Raw genomic sequence first — 21,541 nt, 5'->3', positions numbered from 1 at the left:
GCCCGGACAACGCGATCAACCGCGTTAATGCGTTACGCTGACCACGTGGGGACAACGATCGTGGTCATGCCGATGGCGGAACTGGTCGATTTCGTCAACGAGTGGGGGTCGCTCCCGCGCGCCCTCGACGACCGGGAGCCGAGCGGCGACCGGGTCCGGACGGCGCTCGCCGACGAGTTGCACGCGGTGTTCGCGGCGGCCGCTCCGGTCACGCAGGCGTCGATCGTGAGCGGGCTGCTCGATCGCGCGCGGGTGCGGCCGGTTCTGCTCGAACGGGACGGCGCGCTCGCCGAGGAGTGGACGGTCGACGACCCTTCGCAGGCCGCGCGTGCGGCGGCGGCGCTGGCCCTGCGGCATCAGCTGGCCGAGCACCCGGGCCGCATCGGCATCTGCGCCGACGACCAGTGCGCGGATGTCTGGGTCGACGCCTCCCCGGCCGGCCGGCGCCGCTTCTGCTGCCTGACCTGCCAGAATCGAGCCCGGGCCGCGGCCTTCCGCCGCCGCCACGCCGGCTAGTGCAGGTAGGCGAGTTCCGGCAGCTGCCGCTGGTACTCCGCGATCAGCCGCCGGGCCACCGGGACCGAGTCGACCAGCGGGTGGCAGGCCATCGCGCGCACCGCGACCGCCCGCGAGCCCGACGCCGCCGCCGACACCACGGCCCGGTCGGTCGATTTGATGCGCTTCACCAGCTCGATCCCGTGCGCCGGCAGGATCGCGCCCGGATACGGATGCGCGCCCGAACCGTCGACCCGGCAGGGCACCTCCACCACCGCGTCGTCGTCGAGAATGTCCAGAGTCCCGCGATTGCGAACGTTCAGAATCAGGTCCGTCGGCGAGTCGGACGCGATCGCCATCATCAGGGCGAGCGCCACCGCCTCATATCCCCCGCCTTCGGCGTCGTCCCTTTCCCCGAGCCCCTCGAGCGCCATATACGTGGCATCCCGCTGCCGCAATGCCGCGTTCCAGGTCGCCAGCGGATCGGCGGTTCGCGAGGCCAGCGCCGCATAGCACTCGTCCTGCTGCCGGAGCAGAAACTCCCCGCGGGTCTCGGTAGCGCCGAGCTCCGCGCGTACCACCTCCGGGGTTTCGTAGTAGTAATGCAGATATTCGTTGGGCACGGCCGAGAGCGAGCGCAACCGATCGGCCCCGAAAAGCCGCCCCTCCTCGAAGGACGAAAGTGCCTCGTCCGACGCCAGCAAACGAGGGAGCAGATCAACCCCATCGACGTGTACGCCCGAAAGCCAGCCCAGATGATTGAGCCCGGCATAGGAGAGCCGCGCCCCGGAGACGCCGAGCGCCCGCATGACGCGCCGCCCGAGCGCCGACGGTGAATCGCAGATCCCGATGACCCGATCCCCGAGGTGCGCCGCCATCGCCTCGGTGACCATTCCGGCGGGATTCGTGAAATTGATGACCCAGGCCGACGGCGCCACCAGCGCGATCCGGCGGGCAATGGCCTCCGCGACCGGCAGCGTCCGCAATCCGTACGCGACCCCGCCGGCCCCCACGGTCTCCTGGCCCAGCACTCCCTCGGCCAGCGCCACCCGTTCGTCGATGACACGCCCGGCCAGCCCGTGCACGCGAATCGCGCTGAACACGAAGTCGGCCCCGCTCAGCGCTTCCGACAAATCCGTAGTAACCGAAATGTCCGGCGCGTCGGGGGAATCCGCCGCCTGCGCCATCAACACCCGCGAAATGGCCGCCAGCCGCGGGGCGGAAATGTCGTACAGACTGACCGAGGTGATCGGACTGTCCGGCCCGAGCAGTGCCCCGTAAACGAGCGGAACCCGGAATCCCCCGCCCCCGAGAATGGTGAGCTTACTCATGCGCGTGCGCATCCGAGAGGCGAGCGATCGTGGCCCCCGCGCGCCGCACCGACCGCTGCTCCCCACCCGGAATCACGTCCTCGAGAAACGCGTAGCGGGAATCCCCCGACGCCCGCCACCAGTCCGCGATGTCCCCCCAGCCCGGCGCCGACAACGATCCCCCGAAATGCTGCACCGACAGCGCCGCGATCAGATTGGCGAAGGCGAGCCGCTGCGCGATCGGCCATCCGTTGAGCGTCCCCAGAATGATCCCGGCCGTGAACACGTCCCCCGCCCCGGTCGGGTCGAGCGCCTCCACCGGCACCGCCGGGGCGTGCACCATCTCCCCCGTCGCCGAGTCGAGCGCGATGGCCCCGTCCGGCCCGCACGTGATCACCACCAGCGGCACCAGCCCCGCGAGCCGGCGCGCCGCCTCCTCGGGCGACGAGGCCCGGGTGTACCGCATGGCCTCGACCGCGTTGGGCAGGAACGCGTAGCAGTCGCCGAGCATCGCCAGCGCCTCGGACGGCCACTCCTCGGTGTCGTCCCAGCCCACGTCGGCGAAGACCAGCGTCCCTTCCTGCCGCGCCTGCCGCACCCAGGGCAGCCCGTCTTTGGTCAGGCTCACGGAGGCCGCCCGGGCCGCCGGCAACGCCCCGACCAGCCCGGACGCGTTCAGCGGCGGCGGGTGCGCGTGGGTGATCATGCTGCGGTCGCGGTCGTAGGCGAGCGACACGGTCACCGGTGAATGGCCGTTTATCCGGGTCGAGGCGGATAGATCGACGTTTTCCTGAGTACAAAGGATTTGGGCGCAGAAATCGCCGTATGCATCTGTCGCGAGGGCCGTTCCCAGGCCGGTCCGCAACCCGAGTCGGGCCGCCGCGACCGCCAGATTCGCCACCCCGCCCGGGCATGATCCCATCCCGTTCGCCCACACCTCGGTTCCCGGCCGGGGCATATCGCGCAGGCCGGTGAAGACGATGTCGAGGTAGACGACACCGGGAACGAAAAGGTCCAGCGTCCTCTCCATCGTGCGATCTTATTTCGGTCGCACGCCGAATTGGGGGTGATCCTGCCCGCAGCACCACCCCCATTCCCGCCGATCAGCCGGTGACCCACTCGGAATCGCCGGCGGCGAGGTCGGCCGACGGCCCGCCGGCGATCTCGACCCGCCAGGGCAGGTCCGCGCCCGACCGCTCGACGCGGGTCGCCGTGCCGTCGCGGGTCACGGTGAAGGTGCTGTCGCCGACCACCACCGTCGTGCTCCCCTCGGCCGGCTCGTACAGCCGGAGGGTGATCCCGTCCCGGTAGTCGTAGTCGGGCCGGTCGTGGCGGTTCCCGATCGGCAGGACCGCCCCGGGCCGCACCAGCAGCGGCACGCTGTCGAAGCCGTGCGTCTCGGTGACCCAGCCCGGCCCCACGACGACCTCCCCGGTCAGGTAGTGCGTCCACCGCCCGGCCGGGACGTAGTACGTGACCTGCCCGGACGAGGAGAACACCGGGGCGACGAGCAGGTCACCGCCGAGGAGGTACTGCCGGTCAAGGTGGGTGACGGCCGGATCGCCGGGGAATCCGACGATCATCGGCCGCATGACCGGCAGCCCGTCCTCGTGCGCCCGGCGAGCGGCGCCGTACAGGTACGGCATGAGCGCGTACTTGAGGTGCGTGAACTTGCGCAGCACCTCGACCGACTCCTCGTCGAACAGCCACGGCACCCGGTAGGAGTGGTTGCCGTGCAACCGGCTGTGCGAGGAGAGCATCCCGAACGCGATCCACCGCTTGAACACCGCCGGGTCAGGCCGTCCCTCGAATCCGCCGATGTCGTGGCTCCAGAAGCCGAAACCCGACGACATCAGGGACAGACCGCCGCGCAGGCTCTCCGCCATCGACTCGTACGTGGCCGAGTTGTCCCCGCCCCAGTGCACCGGGAACTGCTGACCGCCGACCGTGGCCGACCGCGCGAACAGCACCGCCTCGCCCTCGCCGCGCGTCTCCCGCAGCACGTCGAAGACGACCTGGTTGTAGAGCTGGGTGTAGTAGTTGTGCATCCGCTCCGGATCGGACCCGTCGAACCACACCACATCGGTCGGAATGCGCTCGCCGAAGTCGGATTTGAACGCGTCGACGCCCATCTCGACCAGGTTTCGCAGCTTCCCGGCGAACCAGGAAACGGCGGCCGGGTTGGTGAAGTCGACCAGACCCATGCCGGCCTGCCAGCGGTCCCACTGCCAGACGTCGCCGTTCGGCCGCCGAACCAGGTAGCCGTTGGCCCGGCCCTCCTCGAACATCGACGAGCGCTGCGCGATGTACGGGTTGATCCACAGACAGGTGCGCAGGCCGCGGCCGGACAGGCGCTTGAGCATGCCCGCCGGGTCCGGGAAGATCCGCGGGTCCCACTCGAAGTCGCACCAGTGGAACTCGCGCATCCAGAACGTGTCGAAGTGGAACACGCTCAGCGGCAGGTCGCGCGCGGCCATCCCGTCGACGAACTGGGTGACCGTCTCCTCGTCGTAGGGGGTGGTGAACGACGTGGTCAGCCAGAGGCCGAAGGACCAGGCCGGCGGGAGTGCCGCGCGTCCGGTGAGCGCGGTGTACTTCCGGAGCACCTCGGCCGGAGTCGGACCGTAGATGACCAGGTACGAGAGGGTCTGACCGGCGACGCTGAACTGCGTGCGCGACACCATCTCGCTGGCGACCTCGAACGACACCCGCCCGGGGTGGTCGACCAGCACCCCGTACCCCTTGTTGGTGAGGTAGAAGGGGACGTTCTTGTAGGCCTGCTCGCTGCTGGTGCCGCCGTCCTCGTTCCAGATGTCGATGCTCTGGCCGTTCTTCACGAACGGCCCGAATCGCTCACCGAGGCCATAGACGGCCTCACCAACACCAAGATCCAATTGCTCGTGTACGTAGTGGGCGTCGGCGGTGTCGACGATGCCCATGCCCTTCCAGCCGCTGCCCGTGAGCCGCTTTCCCTCGGCGAGGAAGTCGAGTCCCCATTCGTCGCCCGGGTTGAATCGCGCGGTCAATGAACCCGAGGTGATCTCGTGCTCCGCGATCGTGACCGGGTGCTCCACGCGGTTCAGCGCGAAGTTCGGCCCCTTCGCGACGCCGCCCAGGAAATGCCCGATGGTCACCCGGATGACGTCCGGCGCGGGCGCCTCACACCTGATCGTGATGATCGGCGCGTCGAGGGTGTCGCTGCGGCTGTGCACCTTCTTCGCGGCGGCGTACGCGGTCAGCGTCGCCCCGTCCGATTCGGTGTCGTGCAGCTGTGCCGGGTGCAGCACCGCGAACCCGTCGCGCTTGCGCCAGTAGCCGTCGGTGAACTTCATATGCGTCCTTTACTTGATGGCGCCGGCGGTGATACCGCGCGTCAGCGTCCGCTGGAAGATCACGAAGAAGAGCATCGCGGGCAGGATGCCGAGCAGCGCCGAGGCGCTGGTCGTCGTGGCGTCCATCAGGCGGTCGCCCTGCAGCACACCGAGGGCGACCGGCACCGTCTGGTTGTCGTTCGAGATCAGGAAGACCAGCGGAAGGAAGAACTCGTTCCAGGTCCAGATGAAGAAGAAGGTGAACAGCACGCCGAGCGTGGGCCGGCTGACCGGCACGACGACGCGCCACAGGGTCCGCCACTTGCCGGCGCCGTCGACGGCGGCGGCGTCCAGCAGTTCGGTCGGGAACTCGGCGTACACCGAGGTCAGCAGGTACGTCCCGAACGCGCTCTGGATGACGGTGAAGATGATGACGACCGAGATGAGGTTGTCGTACAGGCCGACCTGCTTGGACAGGTAGTACAGCGGGTAGACCAGCACCTCCTGCGGCAGCACGTTGGCGACCAGGAAGAAGACCAGGAACCAGACCCGGCCCTTCACCTTCCCGATACCCAGGGCGTACGAGTTCAGGATGCTCAGCACGACGCCGAGCACGGCCACCACGATGCTCGAGATGAAGCTGTTCCAGAGCTTCTGGCCGAAGTTCACCCGGTTCCAGAAGTTGATGATGCCGTCCCAGTACAGGTGGCTGGGCAGCGAAAGCGGGCCGTTGCCGGCGTAGTCGGCCGGGCTCTTGACCGCGTTGAGCACGACCACGAGCAGCGGCGCGACCACGAGCAGCAGCAGCACGAGCAGCGCGATCAGGATCGCGAAGCGCGCGGGGTTGCGGCGCTTGGCCGCCTTGATCTCGGGCACGGCACTCGTCACGGGGGCGGGGGCAGTCACGGTCATGGTCAGGCTCCGGCCTTCTCGGCCCGGTTCTGCAGGCGCAGGAACAGGATCGCCAGCAGGATGATCAGCACGGTGAGCACGGTCGAGATCGCCGAGCCGTACCCGACCTGGGCTTTCTCGAAGAAGTTCTTGTACGCGAAGTAGGACGGCACGATCGTCGAGTTGCTCGGCCCGCCCCGGGTGAGCACGAAGATCGGCCCGAAGATCTTCAGCGCGGCGATCGTGGTGGTCACCAGGACCACGTAGAACTCCGGCCGGATCATGTACACGGTGATCTTGCGGAAGCGCTGCCACCAGGTGGCGCCGTCCAGGTCCGCGGCCTCGTAGAGCGACGGGTCGATCCGCTGCAGGCCCGACATGAACATCACGATCGGGTACCCGAGCTGGAACCAGATCATGATGGCCATGACGCTGTAGAGCGCGTAGTTCTCGTCGCCGAGCCAGTTCTTGGCCAGCCCGGACAGCCCGATCGACTCGAGGATCTTGTTGAGCGCGCCGTACTCGGGGTGCAGGATCCAGCCCCACACGATGCCGGTCACGGCGACCGGGATGACCTGCGGAAGGTAGAACCCGGAGCGGAACAGGGACGCCCAGCGGTTGCTGAAGTGCTTCGCGATGTAGTCGAACAGCACAGCCGCCAGGAACAGGCCGAGCAGCGTCGGCACCACCGCCATGGCCAGGATCAGCAGGATGATGTGCCCGAACGACTGCCAGAACAGCGTGTCGTGAAACAGCCGGGTGTAGTTGTCGAAGCCGATCCACTTCTGGTCGCCCACACCGTTCCACTTCGTGAAGCTGGTGTAGACCGTCATGATCAACGGAACCACGATGATCGCCAGGGACGCGATGACCCCCGGGATCAGATAGACCGCGTAACCGCCGCCCCGGCTCGCCCTCTTGCCGGCCATCTGGTTACGTCCCTTCTTGGTGGTGAGGCGGGCGGCGGCCCTCTCCGCCGCCGCCCGCGGGCCGGTCATTTACCGAGGTCGGCGAGGTTCTCGTTGTACGGCTTCGCGATCTCGTCGAGGAACGCGGACGGGGTCTTCGAGCCGTTGATCAGGCCCTGCACGCCCGCGACCAGGACGTCGTAGTAGCCGGGAGCCGGCCAGTCCGGGTAGAAGGCGAGACCGTCCGAGGCGGAGATCTTGTTGAAGTTGTCGATCAGTTCCTTGTTCTTCGGATCGGTGATCGACGCGGCGTCGGCGGCCACCGGGACACCGCCGCTGTTGCCCAGCAGGTTCTGGATCTCCGGCGACATCGTGATGTCGATGAAGTCGTACGCCAGGCTCTTGGCCTTGCTCTTCTCCGGGACCACCCAGATGTTGCCGCTCGAGCCCGGGTGCAGCTGGTTGCCCGGGAACAGGAACGTGCCCCACTGGAAGTTCTTGACCTCGCTGGCGAACCGGCCGTACCACCAGCTGCCCGAGATCAGGATCGGGAACTTGCCCTGCTCCCAGGCGACGCCCATGTCCTCGGCCTTGATGCCGGCCGAGTTCTTGGCGATGTAGCCCTTGCCGACCCAGTCCGAGAAGGTCTGGGCGCCGTAGGTGAGCTGCGGGCCGTGGAAGTCGACCTTGTTCTTGTACAGCTGGTAGTCGTCGACGAACGAGCGGTCCGACTTCGACAGGGCGAGCTCGTAGAAGATCTGCTGGGCCGGGTACTCGGCGCCGCCGACCGAGAGCGGGGTGACGCCCTTGGCCTTGAACGCGTCCATGACCTTGGTGAACTCGTCGAGCGTGGTCGGCACCTGCAGGTTGTACTTCTTGAACATGTCCTGGTTGTAATAGACCATGACGTATTCGCCGTAGTTGGGGACGCCGAACCACTTGCCCGAGCCCATGATGCCGTCGTCGTCGTACTTGGCCGTGGTCTGCAGGCTGGTGCTGAGCTTCTTGTCCCAGCCGCGCTGGGTGGCCTGGTCGGTCAGGTCGGTGAGCAGGCCCTGCTTCGACAGCAGGCCGGCGGTGGCGTTGCCCTTGTTGTACTCGAGGATGTCGGGCGCGCTGTCCGAGTTGAGGATCATCTGGGCGTTCTGCTGGATCTGCTCGAAGGACTTCTCCTCGAACTTCACCGTGACGCCCGGGTGCTTCTCCTTGAAGATATCGATCGCCTTGTTCCAGGCGATGCCCATGGCGCTGGTCGGGCCCTCGTAGTGCCAGAGGGTGAGGGTCTTCGCGTCGGAGCCGCTGTTCTTGTCGTCGTCCGAGCCGGAACCGCTGCATGCGGTCAGCGCGAGGGACGTGGCCAGCAAGAATGCACCGGCGGCAGCGCCGGCTCGTTTTCTGAACATGCCGTCCTCCGGGTGGGTTCGTCGAAGCGCTTCGACAGGCGGTCGTCGAAGCGCTTCGACGCGGGACTTTCCGGTGACGTTAGGGTTCGCCGCGCATAGATGTCAACGGTGTGACGAAGAGATTTCGCAACGATCGGATCCCGGCCGGCACCGCTCGACTACGGCCCGTGTCAGGGCCGGTGACCTCACAACAGAGCCACCCGTCGATGGCTCCGGCCCCAGCCTAACGGCGCGCACCGGCGCCTTCAGCTGATCTTGAAGACTTCACCCGTCGAGCGAGCCGGCGCGGCGCAGCTCTCCCGCTCGACCAGCGTCGGCGGCAGCAACCGGATCGGCTCGGTGTGCCGCCCGTCGAGCAGCTTCATCACGGTCTCGACGGCCAGACCGCCCACGTCGTGCGACGGTATGTCGACCGACGTCAGCGGGATCGGCATGGACAGCGCCACGTCCCGGGGGCAGACGGCCACCACCGAGATGTCCTCCGGCACCCGCCGGCCCGCGGCCCGCAGCTGATCGAGCAGCGGCCGCAGCGCCTCCTCGTTGTGCACCACCAGCGCGGTCACCCCGTCGAGCGCCGCGTCGATGTCGGCCAGGCAGGTGCGCACGCCGTCCTGGGCCGGCTCGCACGGGTGCGTCATCGTCTCCAGCCCGAGCTCGGCCGAGGCCTCGGTGAACCCGGCCAGGAACCGGTCGGCGTAGCTGGTGCCACGCCGGTAGACCGCGGGCGACGGCCCGACCAGCGCAATCCGGCGGTGACCGTGCCAGGCCAGATGGCGCAGCGTCTCCTTCGCGGCCGCCGCGAAGTCGAGGTCGACGCAGATGATGCCGGCCGGGTCGTCGGGCAGCCCGATCAGCACGGTCGGCTGCTTGAGCCGCCGCAGCGCCGGGATGCGCACGTCGTGCTTCTCCACGTCCATGACGATCAGCGCGTCGACCATGGTCGAGTGGGCCACCCGCTCCAGGCCGGCCGTCCCCTCGTCCTTGGTCAGCAGCAGCACGTCGTGGTTGTGCGTGCGGGCCGCGGTCACCACCGCCGTCGCGAACTGCATGATGACCGGCACGTTGACGTCCACCCGCAGCGGCACCACGAGCGCCACGACGTTGGTCTTGCTGCTCGCGAGCGCCCGGGCGCCGGCGTGCGGGTGGAAGCCGAGCTCGGCGATGGCCGCCTGGACCCGGGCCCGGGTCTGCGCGGAGATCGGGCGCCGGCCGCTCAGCACGTACGACACCGTGCTGGGTGACACCCCCGCGGCCCGGGCCACGTCGTTGATCGTCGGCATCGGCCCTCCCCACGTGACCCGATCGCGTTCCATGATGCGCCCTTCGCCAGGAATCCTAACTACCTAATTGATCAAGACGCGACATCGCGTACGGGCACACCTCCGCGCTGTGATCCCGCGACGGCCAGTTGCGGGGGTGTCACGGTGGCCGGCTGCTCGGCGATGACGGCCAGGGCGAGCGTGTTCCGGCCGTTCTGCCGCAGCACCCCGGCCGGCAACACGAACGAGGTCTGCGGGCCGATCGCCGCGCCGTACTGGCCGAGCATCCAGCCGTTGAGGTAGATGATCGTCCGGTAACCCTGCGGAATCGCGTCGCCGAAACGGAGCGTCACCGAGGTGTCCTGGCCGCGCGGCAGGTCGACCGTGAAGTCGTCCCGCAGCCAGGTCACGCCGGCCGGCACGGCGAAGGTTGCCGACGGCCAGGACCCGTCCCGGTAACCCGGCAGGCTCCAGCCGGCCCGCTCCCCGAAGAGCCCGCCGTTGTTGAGCCCACCCCGGACCGGGTCGACCCGCGCCCGGCCCTGGATCTTCCAGGAGATCGCCGGTACGCCGTCGACCGCGGCCCCGACCAGGCCACGAGGCTGGCGGAACCGGCTGTCCTCGGCGGTCCAGTCGTCGTTGTTCCCCATGTTCTGCACGAGCACGGAGAGCACCGCCGGCTTGCCCGCGGGCAGCAGCCCGGCCGGGATCGTGAACTTTCCGGCGCCCGGCGACGGGTTGGCCGGCACGTCCGAGTCGGCCTGCACGCCGCCGGCCGCGCTGCCCAGGTAGCGCCCGTTCAACCACACCAGGTAGTCGCCGCGCTTGCCGGTGATCGCGTTGAGCGACACGGTTGTCTCACTGCCGGTGGCCGTGAACCGGCCCCGGTACCAGACACTGCCCGCGTGGTAGCCGTACTCGTCGCTGAACAGCACCGGCTGCGTGAGCGGCTGGAAGGTGCTCAGGCTCGACGTCTTGCCGGCCACGGTCCACCGCGAGTCGTCGAACCGCGGCTGCGCCTCGGGCGCCTCGGCGGCCTGCTTCCAGCCGTCGAGAGCCGGCAACGAAATCGCGCGGGGGCCGGGCAGGTTGCCTTCGAGTGAGCCGCTCGGCGACGTACGGGTGGAAATGGGCCGCCCGTTCACCGTGAGATCGCGTCCGTTCCCGAAGACCTCGACGGCGCCCGGCGCCGACGTGTCGGCCTGCAGCGCAATGCTCCCGTGCGATACGGATGCCGACCGCAGCAGCGACGTCCCGCGAACGAGCACCGGCCCACCGGCCGTGTCCGCCCGCCAGAACGAGCCCGCCGTGTCATCCGTCCCGAGCAGAAGCAGCATCGGCCGGTGTCCCCCGCCGCTGATCAGCACCCGGGCCAGACCGCTGTGGGTGTAGTCCAGCCGCAAATTCCCATTGCTGTACGACGAGGAGACCGTCCCCGACAGCACCTTGACCGTGGGCGCGTTCGAATACCGCAGAACCGTCGTGCCCGGAGTGCCTTCGGCGCCGTAGAAGACTGCGACGTCCCGGTTGATGAACGCGGTGGTGAGCAATTCCGACGTCGAGGCGACCAGCCGCTGCCCGCCGAGGTCGAACCCGCCGACCAGCACCTTCGCGTCATGCCCCGGCAAGGTGACCGGCAGCGAGTACCCGTTCCAGGCCAGCGTCGACGACACGGCCTCCGTGGACCCGTTGCGCACGAGAACGAACTGCGTCCCGGTGTCCGGATTGGTGCGCGCGGCCGTTTCCAGTCCCGCCGCCACCGGCGCGGTGGACGGATCGGTCTTGGTCAGCGGCGGCACGGCCTGAAGGAAATACCCCTGCCGCTTGAATTCGAAGTATTTGTCGGTGAGCTGACGGGACTCGTCGATAGCGGCGCCGTAGTCGTACGACGTGTAGACGTCATTCGGCTGCCCGATCCAGCCCCAGTTGGTGCCGCCGAAACCCATGTAATAGTTGAATCCGGTGGCGCCGCTGAGCACCATGTTCCCCTTCTGGAAGAACTTGGTGTATTGCACGCCGGTCAGATCGCGGCAGGCCTCGTACCCGGCATTGTTCAGATCGATCGACCCGGCCTGGTATTCGGCCGCGAACACCGGCGCGTCGTCGCGGACCCGCTCGGTGACCCCGGCGCCCCACGGCCCCCAGGTCGTCGACGCGTTCTGGCACTCGAACGACTGCGGGTAATCGTCCACGCCCGGGATCTGCACCGCGCCCGGGCCCGATCCCCACGTCGAGGACCACGAGCCCGCATCGCAGCAGTCGTTGGTCGTGATCGGCACGTCGATCCCGCCGGCCCGCGCGGTGTCCTGCAGGTCCTGCATGTACACGGCGTCGGTGTTCACCGCGTACTCGTTCTCGACGTTGTAGAGCAGCACCGAGCCGCCGCGGGTGACCTGGTGCCGGGCAATGATCGGATTGATGTGCGCGAGCCAGTCGTGATAGGCGGCCGTGTAGCCGGCGTCGCTGCTGCGCGCCCGCCCCGGCACCGTCTTGAGCCAGGCCGGGAAGCCGCCGCCGCTGGTCTCCGCGTTGATGTACGGCCCGGGCCGGGCGATCACCCAGAGCCCGGTCTCCTCGGCCATCCGCAGCAGCCGGTCGACGTCGCGGACCCCCGTGAAGTCGTACTGCCCGGGCGCGGGCGAGTGGAACGCCCAGGAGAAGTAGACGGAGATGGCGTTGAAGCCGGCCGCCTTCTCCTTCTGCAGGATGTCCCGCCACAGGTCGGGGCTGGGCAGGCGGAAGTAGTGGAACTCGGCGGCCTGCACCAGGATCCGGCGGCCGTCGAGCATCAGCGAGTACTTGTTGTAGGTGACGGTGTGCGCGGCCGTCGCGGCGGACGGCGCCGCAAACCCGGCCAAACCGGCCAGCGCCAGGACGACGGCGAGCAGGATGCGGCGAATCTTCATGCGGGGCTCTCCTCGAGGACGGATCGGTGACCCGCCCGCCGGCTGACCAGGCCGGCGGGCGGGTTCCCCTCTCACCGAATGGAGAATGTGGACACGCGCAGCGCGTCGCCGAACACGAGATAGACGTCGTGGTGCCCGCTCACCCTGGCCAGGTTCGCGGTGGTGGTCGCGTACGTGTAGACGTCGCCGGTCGCCGGCACCGGGGCGGTGCCGAGCAGCTTGCCGGTGGGCGAGTCGAGGCGTACCTCGATCGTGGAGGCGGTCAGGGCCGCGACCCTCGCGCTGAAGTGGGTTCCGCGCAGGTCGGCGTCCTTGAAGGCGACCCAGTCTCCGACCGCCGACGATCCGACGGCGGTGCCCGTGGCCTTCGACTCATCCACAAGCTTCACCGCCGGGGCGTACGCGTCGAAATTCTCCGCCCTTGTTGTCCGGGACAGATCCCGGGCCGGAATGGTCTCGCCGTGCACGTTCCAGGTCGTCCTCTGCCGGATGTCGCTCGACGAGGAGCCGATCAGGATGTCGTACACCGAGGACTCGACGACCCACCGGTTGCGCGTGACGTCCCAGTGCTTGAGGTCGTCCGCGGTCAGCCGCAGGCTCACGGTCTTCGTCTGCCCGGCCCGCAGCGACACCCGGTCGAACGACCGCAGCTGCTTGACCGCCGCCTTGTCCCGTGAGGTGCGCTGGTGGGTGTAGAGCTGGACCACCTCGTCGCCGTCCCGCCGGCCGGTGTTGGTCACGGTGAAGGTGACCTTGCCGTTCCCGATCGCGGGCTTGCCGTACTTGAAGGACGTGTACGACAGGCCGTACCCGAACGGGTAGAGCGGCGTCTGCTTGCTGTAGAGGTAGGTCTGGTTCGACGAGATGATGTCGTAGGTGAGCAGGTCCGGCGGGAGCTGAGCGTCGCTCTGGTACCAGGTCTGCGTGAGCCGGCCCGCCGGGTTGTAGGCGCCGTAGAGCACGTCCGCGATCGCATGCCCGGTCTCGGCGCCGGCGTGGGTCGTCCAGACGATGCCCGGGACGTTCTGCTGCTCCCAGGTGATCGTGTCCGGGTAACTGGTCTGCAGCACGACGATCGTGTGCGGGTTGACCGCCCGGACCGCCTTGACCAGGGCCTCCTGCCCGGCGCCGAGCGCCATCGTGGTGCGGTCGTGCGCCTCGCGGCCGTTGATGAACGGTTGCGATCCGACGACGAGCACCGCGGTGTCGGCCGTCTTCGCGGCGGCGACGGCCTCGTCGATGCCGCTGCGCAGCACCTCCTTGCTGAACTTCGCGGCGCCGGCGGCGTCCGGCGAGCCCAGCGCGAGCTTGCCGTCGGCGTCGACGGTCAGGTACCGGTTCGGGCCGAACCAGCTCTCCAGCGTCTCGTAACCGGCGTACCGGATCGCGACGGTTCCGTCGGCCTGCGGCTCGAGCTTGAACTGCTGCTGCACGTACCAGCCGTTGGGCTGGTCGTCCCGGGTGATGAACGGCCCCCAGTTGTAGCCGAGGTACTTGCCGTTCGAGACGTTCTTCAGGGTCAGCACGTTCTGGCCCCAGTCGTCCGCGTCGAACTGCGCGGCCGTGTCGGCGGAGGCGCCCGTCACCGCGACGGCGTCCGCGTCGGTGGTGCCGGTCGCGGTGACGTACTTGCCGGTCGCGACGTCCTTGAGAGCGATGCGATCGGAACCGGTCGAGCTGACCACACTGCCGGCCCGCTCCGCGATCCCGTCCACGGCCGTCACCTGGTAGGGCAGCTTCCCCCCGTACCAGTCGCTGTAGAGGGTGTCGGCCAGGGGGCCGACCACCGCGACCTTCCCGCCCGGCTTGAGTGGCAGCGCGTTGTGGTCGTTCTTGAGCAGCACCATCGCCTTGTCCGCGGTCTCCCGCGACAGCTTCTGGTTGGCCGGGCTGTTGATCACGTCGGGCCCGATGGAGCCGTACCGGCCGCCGTTCGGGTCGAACTCGCCCAGCCGGAACCGGATGCTCAGCGCCTGGCCGGCGGCCACGTCGATGTCGTGCACGGTGAGCAGGCCCTGGTCGAGCGCCTGCTTGATGGCCGTGACGGTGGGAGTCCCGTTCGCGTCGTCGACCGTGAACGCGTTGAGACCGGCCTTGATCACCGCGGCGTTCGCCTCGGCCTGCGTCGCGTAGTACTTCTGCGAGCCGGTCAGGTTGTACGGCGCGTACGCGTCGGAGACGTTGAACAGCGGATAGTCGCTCCAGCTCCGCTCCACGGTCGCGAGGTCCGGGTCGACGGTCGCCGGACGGCCGTTCACCAGGTTGTAGGAGGCCATCACGCCGGTCGCCGCGTCCGCGCTGATCGCCGGGCGGAACGCCTCCCGGTCGTACTCGTTGAGAACCCGCGGCGGAAGGTTGGACGAGGTCACGTCGCGCCCGGCCTCGTTGTTGTAGGCCAGGTAGTGCTTCAGCGTCGGCGCGGCCTTGAGATGATCGGGGTCGCCGCCCTCCAGCCCGGTCCCGTACGCGGTCGAGATCGCACCGGTGAGCAGCGGGTCCTCGGAGTAGCCCTCCTCGTTGCGCCCCCAGCGCGGGTCGCGCAGCAGGTTGACGACGGGCGCCCAGAGGTTGAGCCCGAAGACCCGGGGGTTCTTCGCGTTGAAGCCGCGCGCCTCGTCGCCGACGGCCGAGCCGACCTTCTCGATCAGGTCGGTGTCCCACGTGCTGGCGAGCCCGACGGGCTGGGCGAACGAGGTGCCGTCCGCCTGCACGACGGCGCCGCCGTTGTCGATATCGTTGGACCAGGCCACACCGTGGAGCGCCTCGGTGCCGGCCTTGAAAAGGTTGATTCCCAGCCGCGGGATGGCGGGCTGGTATTGGTGCAACAATGAGATCTTCTCGTCCAGCGTGAGCCGCCCGACCAGGTCGTCAACCCGGGTCTGCAGCGGCAGGCGTGGATCACGGAACGGATAGGCCGGGTCCGCGTGCGCGGCGCCCGGAATGGCGGGCGCGAGAAGCAGCGCGGCCGCCAGAATCGGCAGGAAACGCCTTCGCATGGGCGATTCTCCTCGATTTTCAGGAATGGCGAGATAACCCGCTGAGCGTGGTGGCGGCTCAAGCAGGCCAGCTTTCGAAGCCCAGGCTCTCGAAAGTTCGTGTCGAAGCGCTTCGATTGTCGGCGGTATCGCTCACGATAGATGCCCGCCAATCCCGTGTCCACAGTCTCCCCGGAAATCCCCGCGAAACATGGGCGCGCTCCCACGCCCACCTGCGGGGCGTGGGAGCGCGTCTCGGAGATCAGCGGCCGGTGCGGGCGAACGTCAGGTGGGTTACCCCGCTGGGCGAGGAGACGGCCTCGATCCGGTAGTCGTCCTCCAGGCCCTCGAGCCCGTCCCAGAGGCGCTTGCCCCGGCCGAGGACGATCGGGACCACCACGACATGCATGTGGTCGATGAGCCGGGCCGCGAGGAATTCGCGGATCACGGTGGCGCCGCCGCCGATGCGGACGTCCTTGCCGTCGGCCGCCTTGCGGGCCGCCTCGAGCGCCTCGGCCGGCGAGGCGTCGACGAAGTGGAAGGTGGTGCCACCCTCCATCTCGATCGGTGGCCGCGTGTGGTGGGTGAGGACGACGACCGGCGTGTGGAACGGCGGGTTCGGACCCCACGCGCCCTTCCATTGCGGATCCTCGTGCCAGCCCGGGTGGCCGAACTTGCCGGCGCCCATGATCTCGGCGCCAATCCCCGGGTCGTGCTGTTGGACGAACAGATTGTCGACGCCGTCGCTGCCGCCGGGCTGCCACCACCGGGTGGCGAACATCCATTGGTGCAGCCTCTCCCCGGCGTGACCGAAATGCGCGTCGGCGCTTTGCCCTTCACCGGTGCCGAAGCCGTCGAGAGAGATCGAGAACGAGTGAACGCGGGTCATTGACATCTCCCGAGCCTGCACCACACTCACTCGGGCTCGGGGCCGGAACCGCCGCGTCAGTCCGCTTTCCGGGCCATCCCGGCCCAAATGTTGGCATCCTCCCGGCTGGCGGAGGGATCAGAATCGGGCCGCCACTCCGCCACCGGCACGATGCCGGGCGAGACCAGTTCCAGCCCGCGGAAGAAGCGGCCGAGCTCGGCGTGGGAACGGAACCGGAAATCGACCCGGTGCGCCCGGTTGGTCGCGTCCGCCGCCTCCACCCGCTCGCGCGGCCAGAAGTCGCCGGTGGCATGTGACAGCACCAGATAGCTGCCAGGCGGCATGGCGTCGACGATCGTCCGGAGGGCCGGGTAGGCGACCGCGTCGTCGGTGACCAGGTGCAGCACCGCGATCAGCAGGACGGCAACGGGCCGGCCCAGGTCGAGCGTGCCGGCGAGCCCGTCGAGGATGGCGTCCGGATCGCGCACGTCGGCGTCGAGGTACGCGGTGCGCCCCTCGGGCGAACTGGTCAGTAGCGACCGGGCGTGCACCAGCACCAGCGGGTCGTTGTCGACGTAGACGACCCGTGACTCCGCGGCGATCGCCTGGGCGACCTGATGCGTGTTGCCGGCGGTCGGCAGGCCGGTCCCGATGTCCAGGAACTGGCGTACGCCCGCCTCCTCCGACAGGAAACGGACGGCCCGCCCGAGGAACAGGCGATTCATCCGGGCCGCGATCCGGATGGCGGGCACCCGCGCCTCGAGGGCATCGCCGTACGCCCGGTCGGCCTCGAAGTTGTCCTTGCCACCGAGCCAGTAGTCGTAGACCCGGGCCACGTGGGCCTGGCCGGTGTCGAGTCGCTCGTCCACGGCGCAACTCCGATCGTCGACACGCGCCACAGTAGACGGAAACCCTAACGCCTCAGATGTCCTCGGAACGCCCCTGACGCCAGTAGCCCATGAACGCGACCGACCGCCGGTCCACCCCGCAGTCGGCGACCAGGTGCCGCCGCAGGGTCTTGATGACCGCGGCCTCGCCGGCCAGCCAGGCGTAGAACCGGCTCACCTCCGCGACCGGCTCGGGCACCTCCCACAGGGTGTCGTTGTCGACATCCACGTCCTCGAGGTCGGAGTCGTGCGCCGGCACCTGGTTCCCCAGTAGCCGCCGGACCGTGGCCCGCATCTCCGGAATCAGCCGCTCGCCGTGCGGAACACCGTTCCGGGCGAGCCAGGTGACCCGCACCCCGGGCGGCGCCGCGACCGGCAGCGCGTCCTCCTCCGTGGGCACCTCGAGCAGCGCCTCCCCGTGGGCGGACGACGGCAGGCCGGCCAGGATCGACGAGATGGCCGGCACCGCTGTCTCGTCGCCGCCGAGCAGGATGCACGAGGTCCGCGCCGGCGGCCGGAAGTCGATCCCGCCGTGCACACCGTCGTGCTCCGCGTTCGGCCCCATCAGGCACGCGACCGACCCCGGCGTGGCCGCGGCCGCCCACCGTGAGGCCGGCCCGTGCACGCCGTGCAGCACCATGTCGATGTCGACCTCGCGCACCGAGGGCCGCACGGCCCGCACCGTGTACGTCCGGATCGGATTGCGCCGGTCGTCGGGAAGGTCCCGCCACTCCTCGTACCAGTCGGGCCCGGTCGGCAGGTGGTCGTGACCGCAGTCCGGCAGCGGCGGGATCAGCTTGATGCGCTGGTCGAAGCCGTTGTCGGCGAACTGGTCGAGGTCGTCGCCGGTGAAGGTGACGCGCAGGAAGCTCGGGCTCAGCCGCCGGACCTCCCGGACGGTCGTGCTGAAGAACCGCCAGGGCAGGGGCGCGGTCACCGGGTCCTCCTCGGTCAGGCAAGGTATGCCTAACCTAACCTACGCGGAGTGCCCCTGCGAATACCGGGTCAGGAACTGCAGCAGCGGCCTCAGGGACGCGGGCACCGACGGATCGGAGACGGTGCCCTGCCAGCGCTTCCCGCCTCGCTCCACCATCAGCTCGTACGTCATGAGGTCGGCGCCGTGGGGAAGCCCGGCGCCCGAAGCCGGGAGCCCGCCGAGGTCGATCGCCGAGACCAGGCGCACCAGCTCGACGGCGTCGGCGGGCGGCATCGACGCCGAATCGACCCGCACGTGCAGCGGGCGGCCGGTGAACCCGCCCGATCGGCGCAGCTCGGCTCGCACATGCTCGGACACACAAACCTCCGGTGTTCGGCCGCCTGTGATGGGGCTCTCCGTGTTCGGCCTCCTGCGTTCGGGCTCTCCGTGTTCGGCCGGGCCGTCATCCGGGTAAACATGAAACATGGCAATCCCGGAAGCCGCGCCCGGGCAGGCGGTGGTCGGCACCGCCTGCTGGGCCTGTGGCGCACAGCTCTACAAGACGGTACCCCGCCGTCGCCGCGGCCCAGGGCACGTGCACTGGAGCTGCGACGACTGCGGGGTGCGCTGGTCGGAACCCGCCCCCTACTTGATCCCCACCTCCCGGAACGCGGAGCGCACGGTCTGAGGAGCGTTGCGCCCGACCTTGCCGTCGCGGGCGAGGATGCGTGCCTGCTCGGCGCAGACGTAGGCACAGTCGATGAACTGCGCGTTCGGCCAGAGGTTGAGCAGGGTGTTGAACCAGATGCGCGCGGCCGGGACCGTGCCGAGCTCGATCGCCGTCAGGTAGAACGCCCGGTTGATGATCCCCGAGTTGACGTGCGGGTCGCCGCCGGGCACGTAGCCGGACATGTCCGCGGCCTGCGGGTCCTTGCCGAGAATCGGGTTGTCGTACGCCGTGCCCGGGTGCGACATCGAGCGGATCGCCTCGCCGTACAACTGCTCGGCCATGACCTCCTCGCCGATGAGCCAGTTGTGCTCGCCGGCGTCCACCTTGTGCACCGCCTGGTCGACGCACGACCCGAAAATGTCGGAGAATGCCTCGTTCATGGCGCCCGGCTGATCGGTGTAGATGAGGCCGGCCGTGTATTGCGTGACGCCGTGGGTGAGCTCGTGCGCGCAGACGTCCACGTCCTTCGTGAAGTCGGTGAAAATCACCTCGTCGCCGTTGCCGAACACCATCTGCGTGCCGTCCCAGAAGGCGTTGTCGTATTGCACGCCGAAATTGACGTTCCCGAGCAGCGTGAGCCCCGCGTTGTCGATCGAGTCGCGCCCGAAGACGTCCCGATAGAAGTCCCGCGTGGCGCCGAGCCCGTCATAGGCGGCGTTGGCGTTGGCCTGCCCGACCGCGGCGTCCCCCTCGCCACGAACCAGCGTCACGCCCGTGTTCCACTGGTGCCCGTCGTCGAAGATCTGCCGGTCGCCCTTCCCCGGCCGCGGCGGCGTCAGAGCCGCCGTGAGGTTGGCCGGAGCCGCGGCCCGCCGCGTCTGCCGCGCCGCCTGGGACGCGATTGCCGTGCGCTGAGCCGGCTCCGGGTCGATACCCAGTTGCCGAGCATTTTTCGCAATGTGGTCGATGATGTGAGCCGGGACGTAGAAACAGACCGGACCTGCCATGACGACAACCCCCACCGGAGGAGAAATGGATCCACTCACATTTCTCCCTGCGCCCGCGCCGGGCTGTCGATTCTTGAGCACAACGAGCTGTCAATAATTGAACACACCCCGTCCGCGGGACTGTCAAATGGGCGGAGGCTCGGACGTTTCGGCCACCCAGTCCGCGACCGCCGTCCTGAAATCGTCCGCCACCGGCAACGACGAGTCGTGGAGCGCCCGCTGCCAGGCCAGCGCCTTGGAGATCCGGGCGGCCCGGCAGGCCAGCGAGACCGACCGTCGCAACTCCGCCACCGGCGCGAGGTCCGACCAGGGCTCCAGATAGGAGTCGCGAAGCCGCTCCATCTCCGGAGCGCCCGCCGGGAGGTCCAGCAGATATCCGGCGAACCCCATCGCCACCAGCAACGACCCGAACGGGTGCCCGACGCTGGAGTCTCCCCAGTCGAAGAACCGGAACCGCTCCCCGGCGGGAAAGACGTTCGCGTCGGTCAGATCGTCGTGCTGCAGCGAGGCCGGAATTCCGTCTCCGGCGAGCTCGGAACACCACGCCGCGTACTCCGGGAGCAGGCTCACGACTTTCGCAAGCCGCTCGTCCCCCAGGTCCTCCCGCACCTGCGGCAGCTCCAGTAGGGCGCCCAACCGCGCCGGCAGCTCGGAAGGCCGGCAATCGGGAACCCCCAGGCTCAGAAGCTCACCTGCCCGGCCGGCCAGCTCGCGCTGCATGACGGCGTAGTCCCGAAGCATCGCCTCCCACGTGGGCAGGAGACGCTCCGGGCCGACCACCTCTCGCAGGGTCGGGCCGGCATCCGCCGTGAGAAGCCACCCGCGCTCCGCGTCGACCGCCAGCGGCGAGATCACGGCGTCGGGCACCCACCCCGCCAGTGCCGCCGCCAGCCCGGCCTCGTAGGCACACCCCGGCGTGTTCGCCTTGAACCAGACGACCCCGCCGTCGGTGGCCACCCGATAGGTGACCGACCACGGCCGAACCCGCATTTCCTCGAACTCTCCGGCGATCGGCCGCCCCAGCTCGCCGAGCCGCCGCTCCACCCAATCCCGGGCCGCCTCGACCCACCGCGGATCGTCCCAGGCATTCGCTCGCACCGAAGTCTCCATCGCCCGACACCATACGATGGCCGGCCTGCGCGTCGCGCTCGATCCCGGCGAAGCGGTGCGGCAACTCGACGCGGTCTCGGTGGAGCAGCCGCTCGCCGCGCGCCTGGTCGCGGTCATCACCATCATGGACGCCTACTACGAACGCGCCCGTCGCGGCTTCGACGACATCCAGCGTTCCGCCGGACGGCGTGCCGCCCCGGACACGCCGTCTTCGTTCACCCGCGACGACTTCCGAGCGATCGGCAGCCTGCCCGAGACGAGCCAGGCCGTCACACGTCTGCTGACCCCGGACCAGGCCAACCTGCGCCTCCCGCCCGACGTCCTCGCGGAAGCCTTTCTCGGCATCTCCCTGGGCGCCGCGCGTGCGCCACACCCTGACCGCACTCCACTGCCGGCTGGGCAATTGGTCGACCTGTTTCTGCACGGCGCCGATACCCGCCCTGAAACAGCAGAAAGCCCATCCCGGTGACCCGGGATGGGCTTTCTGTCGGTTTGAGTCCGGCGGCGTCCTACTCTCCCACACCCTCCCGAGTGCAGTACCATCGGCGCTGGAGGGCTTAGCTTCCGGGTTCGGAATGAGACCGGGCGTTTCCCCTCCGCTATGGCCACCGAAACAGCTGCCAGC

The 21,541-nt window shown here is 68.9% G+C and carries 17 protein-coding genes and 1 rRNA gene; 2 read left to right on the top strand and 16 right to left on the bottom strand.

All coding sequences use genetic code 11. The annotated features are described in order from the left end of the window. Positions 1-45 precede the first annotated feature (45 nt). Positions 46-516: a CGNR zinc finger domain-containing protein gene (locus A3CQ_RS58090; protein WP_020516048.1), complete on the top strand. Its 471-nt coding sequence runs from the start codon at positions 46-48 to the stop codon at positions 514-516. Here the strand turns inward: A3CQ_RS58090 and A3CQ_RS0137205 are convergent. The 15 genes from A3CQ_RS0137205 to A3CQ_RS0137135 all read right to left on the bottom strand — a co-directional run bounded on the left by A3CQ_RS0137205 (position 513) and on the right by A3CQ_RS0137135 (position 20,916). Then, complete coding sequence (locus A3CQ_RS0137205; RefSeq protein ID WP_040433762.1) at positions 513-1,826, bottom strand: 6-phospho-beta-glucosidase; 1,314 nt, start codon at positions 1,824-1,826, stop codon at positions 513-515. The genes A3CQ_RS58090 and A3CQ_RS0137205 overlap by 4 nt on opposite strands. Next, positions 1,819-2,835, bottom strand: a complete 1,017-nt coding sequence (locus A3CQ_RS0137200) for a carbohydrate kinase family protein (protein ID WP_026206693.1) — start codon at positions 2,833-2,835, stop codon at positions 1,819-1,821. The genes A3CQ_RS0137205 and A3CQ_RS0137200 overlap by 8 nt, the downstream gene beginning before the upstream one ends. 73 nt (positions 2,836-2,908) lie before the next feature. Beyond that, on the bottom strand, positions 2,909-5,137 hold the full coding sequence (gene yicI / locus A3CQ_RS0137195) for an alpha-xylosidase (RefSeq protein WP_020516044.1): 2,229 nt from the start codon (positions 5,135-5,137) through the stop codon (positions 2,909-2,911). Positions 5,138-5,146: 9 nt separating this feature from the next. Beyond that, positions 5,147-6,028 carry a carbohydrate ABC transporter permease gene (locus tag A3CQ_RS0137190; protein ID WP_051115470.1) on the bottom strand — a complete coding sequence of 294 codons (882 nt, stop codon included), beginning with the start codon at positions 6,026-6,028 and terminating at the stop codon, positions 5,147-5,149. Positions 6,029-6,030: 2 nt separating this feature from the next. Beyond that, positions 6,031-7,005: a carbohydrate ABC transporter permease gene (locus A3CQ_RS0137185; RefSeq protein ID WP_020516042.1), complete on the bottom strand. Its 975-nt coding sequence runs from the start codon at positions 7,003-7,005 to the stop codon at positions 6,031-6,033. Beyond that, a complete protein-coding gene (locus tag A3CQ_RS0137180; RefSeq protein WP_020516041.1) occupies positions 7,002-8,318 on the bottom strand; it encodes an extracellular solute-binding protein in 1,317 nt (438 codons plus the stop codon). The genes A3CQ_RS0137185 and A3CQ_RS0137180 overlap by 4 nt, the downstream gene beginning before the upstream one ends. Positions 8,319-8,563: 245 nt before the next feature. Further along, on the bottom strand, positions 8,564-9,598 hold the full coding sequence (locus A3CQ_RS0137175; protein WP_020516040.1) for a LacI family DNA-binding transcriptional regulator: 1,035 nt from the start codon (positions 9,596-9,598) through the stop codon (positions 8,564-8,566). A gap of 71 nt (positions 9,599-9,669) precedes the next feature. Then, on the bottom strand, positions 9,670-12,483 hold the full coding sequence (locus A3CQ_RS0137170) for a beta-galactosidase (RefSeq protein WP_020516039.1): 2,814 nt from the start codon (positions 12,481-12,483) through the stop codon (positions 9,670-9,672). Between the two features lie 71 nt (positions 12,484-12,554). After that, on the bottom strand, positions 12,555-15,479 hold the full coding sequence (locus tag A3CQ_RS0137165; protein ID WP_020516038.1) for a glycoside hydrolase family 3 protein: 2,925 nt from the start codon (positions 15,477-15,479) through the stop codon (positions 12,555-12,557). A gap of 241 nt (positions 15,480-15,720) precedes the next feature. After that, the gene (locus tag A3CQ_RS0137160; protein WP_020516037.1) at positions 15,721-16,347 is read right to left on the bottom strand and encodes a dihydrofolate reductase family protein; all 627 of its coding nucleotides are present in this window, start codon (positions 16,345-16,347) and stop codon (positions 15,721-15,723) included. Positions 16,348-16,403: 56 nt separating this feature from the next. Next, positions 16,404-17,195, bottom strand: a complete 792-nt coding sequence (locus A3CQ_RS0137155) for an SAM-dependent methyltransferase (protein ID WP_020516036.1) — start codon at positions 17,193-17,195, stop codon at positions 16,404-16,406. A 52-nt stretch (positions 17,196-17,247) separates the two neighbouring features. Continuing rightward, on the bottom strand, positions 17,248-18,150 hold the full coding sequence (locus A3CQ_RS0137150) for a siderophore-interacting protein (RefSeq protein ID WP_020516035.1): 903 nt from the start codon (positions 18,148-18,150) through the stop codon (positions 17,248-17,250). 39 nt (positions 18,151-18,189) lie between these two features. Next, positions 18,190-18,507 carry a protealysin inhibitor emfourin gene (locus A3CQ_RS55405; RefSeq protein WP_051115468.1) on the bottom strand — a complete coding sequence of 106 codons (318 nt, stop codon included), beginning with the start codon at positions 18,505-18,507 and terminating at the stop codon, positions 18,190-18,192. A 267-nt stretch (positions 18,508-18,774) separates the two neighbouring features. Next, positions 18,775-19,806, bottom strand: coding sequence for a M4 family metallopeptidase (locus tag A3CQ_RS0137140; protein WP_040433759.1), 1,032 nt, complete (start codon positions 19,804-19,806; stop codon positions 18,775-18,777). A gap of 123 nt (positions 19,807-19,929) precedes the next feature. Beyond that, positions 19,930-20,916: a phosphotransferase family protein gene (locus A3CQ_RS0137135; RefSeq protein WP_020516032.1), complete on the bottom strand. Its 987-nt coding sequence runs from the start codon at positions 20,914-20,916 to the stop codon at positions 19,930-19,932. Positions 20,917-20,932: 16 nt separating this feature from the next. On the opposite strand from A3CQ_RS0137135, the gene A3CQ_RS0137130 reads away from it, so the two are divergent. Then, positions 20,933-21,385, top strand: coding sequence for a hypothetical protein (locus tag A3CQ_RS0137130; protein ID WP_020516031.1), 453 nt, complete (start codon positions 20,933-20,935; stop codon positions 21,383-21,385). Between the two features lie 27 nt (positions 21,386-21,412). Here A3CQ_RS0137130 and rrf read toward each other — a convergent pair. After that, positions 21,413-21,529 (bottom strand): 5S ribosomal RNA (gene rrf, locus A3CQ_RS0137125). Between the last annotated feature and the right edge of the window lie 12 nt (positions 21,530-21,541).

It is taken from the genome of Paractinoplanes globisporus DSM 43857 (assembly GCF_000379645.1).
GTDB lineage: Bacteria > Actinomycetota > Actinomycetes > Mycobacteriales > Micromonosporaceae > Actinoplanes > Actinoplanes globisporus.
The sequence above is the reverse complement of the archived record's forward strand: the minus strand, read 5'-3'. Positions and strand labels throughout refer to the sequence as shown.

Excerpts from the sequence above, each read along its gene's own strand:
- A3CQ_RS0137200 (WP_026206693.1), bottom strand. The coding sequence starts at position 2,835 with ATGGAGAGGACGCTGGACCTTTTCGTTCCCGGTGTCGTCTACCTCGAC.
- A3CQ_RS0137190 (WP_051115470.1), bottom strand. The coding sequence starts at position 6,028 with ATGACCGTGACTGCCCCCGCCCCCGTGACGAGTGCCGTGCCCGAGATC.
- A3CQ_RS0137175 (WP_020516040.1), bottom strand. The coding sequence starts at position 9,598 with ATGCCGACGATCAACGACGTGGCCCGGGCCGCGGGGGTGTCACCCAGC.
- A3CQ_RS0137160 (WP_020516037.1), bottom strand. The coding sequence starts at position 16,347 with ATGACCCGCGTTCACTCGTTCTCGATCTCTCTCGACGGCTTCGGCACC.
- A3CQ_RS0137180 (WP_020516041.1), bottom strand. The coding sequence starts at position 8,318 with ATGTTCAGAAAACGAGCCGGCGCTGCCGCCGGTGCATTCTTGCTGGCC.
- yicI (WP_020516044.1), bottom strand. The coding sequence starts at position 5,137 with ATGAAGTTCACCGACGGCTACTGGCGCAAGCGCGACGGGTTCGCGGTG.
- A3CQ_RS0137130 (WP_020516031.1), top strand. The coding sequence starts at position 20,933 with ATGGCCGGCCTGCGCGTCGCGCTCGATCCCGGCGAAGCGGTGCGGCAA.
- A3CQ_RS0137205 (WP_040433762.1), bottom strand. The coding sequence starts at position 1,826 with ATGAGTAAGCTCACCATTCTCGGGGGCGGGGGATTCCGGGTTCCGCTC.
- A3CQ_RS0137140 (WP_040433759.1), bottom strand. The coding sequence starts at position 19,806 with ATGGCAGGTCCGGTCTGTTTCTACGTCCCGGCTCACATCATCGACCAC.
- A3CQ_RS0137135 (WP_020516032.1), bottom strand. The coding sequence starts at position 20,916 with ATGGAGACTTCGGTGCGAGCGAATGCCTGGGACGATCCGCGGTGGGTC.
- A3CQ_RS0137170 (WP_020516039.1), bottom strand. The coding sequence starts at position 12,483 with ATGAAGATTCGCCGCATCCTGCTCGCCGTCGTCCTGGCGCTGGCCGGT.
- A3CQ_RS0137185 (WP_020516042.1), bottom strand. The coding sequence starts at position 7,005 with ATGACCGGCCCGCGGGCGGCGGCGGAGAGGGCCGCCGCCCGCCTCACC.
- A3CQ_RS0137165 (WP_020516038.1), bottom strand. The coding sequence starts at position 15,479 with ATGCGAAGGCGTTTCCTGCCGATTCTGGCGGCCGCGCTGCTTCTCGCG.